Below are 3,733 nucleotides of genomic sequence, written 5' to 3'. Positions count from 1 at the left end.
CAGCCACGAAGGCCTCGTCCCATCCGAGGACCTCCACGACCACCGGCCGGCCACCCCACTCGAGCGAGCGGAGCGTGTCCATCACCGCGGCCGACGCCACGTCGTACGCCGCGTGGTCGGCCGGCAGGAACACCGCGTCCGGGATCTTCCTCACGGCCGTGCGCATCGGCATCCCGGACCCGACGCCGAGCTCGCGCGCCTCGTAGGACGCCGTCGCGACCACGCCGCGCTTGGTCGGGTCGCCGTCACCGCCGACGACCACCGGCAGGCCGGCCAGCTCCGGGCGCCGGAGCACCTCGACGGCGGCGATGAACTGGTCGAGGTCGACGTGCAGCACCCAGTGCTCGATCGGGCGTCCGGACGTGTCCACGGTGGACTGACCCGAACCGTCGGGCCCGCTCATCGCGGCGGGGGCGGCAGCGCGTCGGTCGACTCCATCTGGCTCATCCCGGTCAGGAGCAGCAGGTCGACCACCACGGAGCGGAGCTGGATGAGCACCACCTCAGCGTTCATCTCCTCGGCCCGGCCGACCAGTCCGGAGGCCTCCCCGACGGCCAGCAGGGCGTCGCGGGCACCGATGGCGAGCCGGTCGGCCTCCAGCTCCGCGGCCACCATGTCGGTCGCGTCGGCCAGGTCCATGGCCAGCAGCGCGTAGGACTTCGGCACCGGCCGCTGACGGTAGGCCGCCACCGCGGTCTGCCGCACCAGCACCCGGGTGCTGCGCAGCGCCCGGTCCAGCGGCTCCACCAGGTCGGCCATCCGGCGGATGTCCGAGCGGTGCCGGATCCGGAACGGCGACGAGGTCACCACCGCCATGCCCTCCTCGGCCGCCATCTGCAGCTCCCGGATCAGGCCGTCGGTCGCCCGGGCGTCCGCCAGCAGCGCCAGCGCCCGGTCCGGGTGCCCGTCCTGCATGACGGCGGCCGCCGCGCGCAGCAGCGCCGAGATCTTGTGGACCACCAGGGCCGCCTGCTCCCGGGGGCGGCGCAGCGGTGCCGCCGGCACCACGGTCGCCGCGACCAGCGCCACGGCGCCGCCGATCACCGCGTCGCTCACCCGGACCAGCGCCTCGCCGGGGGCCGGGGCCAGAGCGCTGATGATGATCGACTGCACCATCGCCTGGATCACCAGCAGCTGGCCGCCGTCGAGCAGCAGCGCGACGCTCATCGAGAGCGCGACCACCACGATCAGCTGCCACCAGCCCGACCCGATCCCCATCGCCAGCAGGTCCGCGAGGAACACCCCGACCGCCACCCCGAGCGTGACCTCGGCGACCCGCCTCAGCCGCTGGCCGTAGGAGGTGCCGAGACAGACCACGGCGGCGACGGGGGCGAAGAAGGGCGTCTGGTGCCCGAGCAGGTCGGCCGCGATCAGCCAGGCGACGCCCGCGGCGACCGCGCACTGCGCGATGTGGAAGCCCTTGGACCGCACCCGGGCGACCCGCGCACGCGCGGAGGTCCGGCCGCGCGCGAGCGTCCGGTCGAGCGCGCCTGCCTCCATAGCGCTCGATCGTGCCAGAGCGCCCGGTCGGCGCCCGACGTCATGCGGTCCCCGCCTGGTGCGCCCACTCCAGCGCCTGCTGGGTAGCCGCCAGGTCGCGGTACCAGGTCAGCACCTCGGTGCGGCAGCGGACCCGGGCCACCCGGCGGTCGTACTCGCGGCACTCGGCGAGCGCCTCGGAGTCGGTGGGCGGGTAGATCGAGGTGCCGTCGTAGTGCTCGATCTCGAAGCCGTTGGCGGCATCGCCGGTGATCTCGACGATCGTGTCGCCCGGCGGCGCCACCACGCTCGAGGCCGAGCCGGCCGCGGACACCAGCGCGACCGCGGGCACGGTCGAGACGAGGGCGGCGACGAGCAGGGTACGAAGAAGTGTCATGCGGTCTCCCGAGGCTGTCGGCCGGAGCTTCCGGCTCGGGACAGGACGCTAGGAGCGCGGCCCGACGCCCCGCCGAGCGCGACCGGGCACCTGTGGACCACCAGGCCGGGACGTCGGTTGTGGACGCCGAGCGGCCGACCGAGGGTCAGCGGCCAGGGTCAGCGGGCCAGGCTCACCGTGATCGTGGTGTTGCTGCACCCGGCCGCCAGCGACTGGAGCGAGGCCTTCTCGTCCGCGTCCACGGTGAGCCGCCAGCGGTGCTTCACCGCCACCCACTCCTTGACGTAGCGGCAGACCTCGCGGGCCGGCAGCCACTCGCGGGGGTCCTGGTCGCCCTTGGACCGGTTCACCGAGGCGGTCACCGCCACCAGGGAGCGGTGGTCGCCCAGGTCGTTGGCGAACAGCCGGCGGGTGGCCGTCGACCAGGTCCGCGCCCCGGAGTCCCACGCCTCCGCGAGCGGGACCATGTGGTCGATGTCGAGGTCGCCGGCGGCGTACTGCGACACCCCGTCGTAGTAGGAGAACCACCGGCCTCCGGTGAGCGCGCAGCCGCTGCCGACGGTCACGGGGTCGTCGGCCTCGGAGATCAGGACCTCGTTGCGGGTGCTGCACCCGTCGCCGTCCGCGTCGACCCAGTGCGGGAACAGGTCGCGGGAGTAGCCGGTCCGCACCTCGGCGGCCACCGGCAGGTCGGCGACGGCCGTGGTGAGCGAGGCGGAGTACGTCGCCGCGGCGGCGGGCGACGCGCCGGCCAGCTGGGCGAGGAGGGCGACGACCGGAACCAGGCCGGACAGCAGGGTGCGACGGACCATGCGAGCTCCCGAGAGATGAGTGGCTGATGGTGGGTACCTGGAGACTCCCTTGTGGCGGTCGTCACCACAAGGGAGGATCCGACCCCACGGCTTGATACACACAGACAGCGAGGTTCCTGGTGGTCTCACCGATCGACCCGACGTCCGCGGGGTTCCTGCTCGCTGAGAACCGCAACATGCCGATGCACGTCGGCGGCCTCCAGCTGTTCGAGAAGCCCGAGGGTGCGGGCCGCGACTACATCCGCGACATGTTCGAGCAGATGCGCGACGTCGACGAGATCGCGCCCCTGTTCCTCAAGCACCCGCACCGGTCCCTGCGCACCGGGGCCCAGCTGGTCTGGAAGGACGACGACCAGTTCGACATCGAGCACCACGTCCGGCACAGCGCCCTGCCCAAGCCCGGCCGGATCCGCGAGCTGCTCGACCTCTGCTCGCGGCTGCACAGCACCCGCCTCGCCTGGGAGCGGCCCCTGTGGGAGGCGCACGTCATCGAAGGGCTGCGCGACGGCCGGGTCGCGATGTACACCAAGACTCACCACGCCCTCGTGGACGGCGTCTCGGCGATGCGGCTGCTCGCCAGCGTCCTCAGCACCGACCCCGACGAGCGGGACATGCCGGCGCCGTGGGCGCTGGGCAGTGCCCGCCCGCGGAAGAAGTCCGCGGAGCTGAGCCTCTCCGAGGTGCCGATGACCGCGCTGCGCACCGCGCTCGGCATCACCAGCGAGGCCGCCGGGATGCCGGGGGCGCTCATCAAGACGCTGACCAAGAGCCTCAAGAACGAGACCTCGGCGCTCTCGCTCTACGCCCCGCGCACGATCTTCAACCAGCCCATCACCGGTTCCCGCCGGTTCGCCGCCCAGGACTGGCCGATCGAGCGGCTCCGCGGCATCGGCAAGGCCACCGGGACCACCCTCAACGACGTCGTGATCGCGATGTGCTCGGGCGCGTTGCGGACCTACCTGCGCGAGCTCGACGCCCTGCCCGACGCACCGCTGGTCGCGATGGTGCCGGTCGGCCTCAACGCCAAGCAGTCCCAGGTCGCCTC

At 73.1% G+C, this 3,733-nt stretch carries 4 protein-coding genes and 1 pseudogene; 1 reads left to right on the top strand and 4 read right to left on the bottom strand.

What is annotated here, in order from left to right; genetic code table 11:
* The 4 genes and pseudogenes from JHD21_RS21430 to JHD21_RS21415 all read right to left on the bottom strand — a co-directional run.
* Window positions 1-370: pseudogene (locus JHD21_RS21430) on the bottom strand (DNA polymerase IV); the annotation flags it as partial.
* Window positions 371-399: 29 nt separating this feature from the next.
* A complete protein-coding gene (locus JHD21_RS21425) occupies window positions 400-1,500 on the bottom strand; it encodes an FUSC family protein (protein ID WP_292679527.1) in 1,101 nt (366 codons plus the stop codon).
* Window positions 1,501-1,540: 40 nt separating this feature from the next.
* Window positions 1,541-1,876, bottom strand: a complete 336-nt coding sequence (locus JHD21_RS21420) for a hypothetical protein (protein WP_292679526.1) — start codon at window positions 1,874-1,876, stop codon at window positions 1,541-1,543.
* Window positions 1,877-2,034: 158 nt separating this feature from the next.
* Complete coding sequence (locus JHD21_RS21415; RefSeq protein ID WP_292679524.1) at window positions 2,035-2,688, bottom strand: HNH endonuclease family protein; 654 nt, start codon at window positions 2,686-2,688, stop codon at window positions 2,035-2,037.
* 119 nt (window positions 2,689-2,807) lie between these two features.
* On the opposite strand from JHD21_RS21415, the gene JHD21_RS21410 reads away from it, so the two are divergent.
* Window positions 2,808-3,733, top strand: a 926-nt coding sequence (locus JHD21_RS21410; RefSeq protein WP_292679523.1) for a wax ester/triacylglycerol synthase family O-acyltransferase, incomplete at its 3' end; no start/stop codon positions are given.

The organism is Nocardioides sp., assembly GCF_016462705.1.
Classification (GTDB): Bacteria; Actinomycetota; Actinomycetes; order Propionibacteriales; family Nocardioidaceae; genus Nocardioides.
This window is presented reverse-complemented; position numbering and strand designations above follow the sequence as displayed.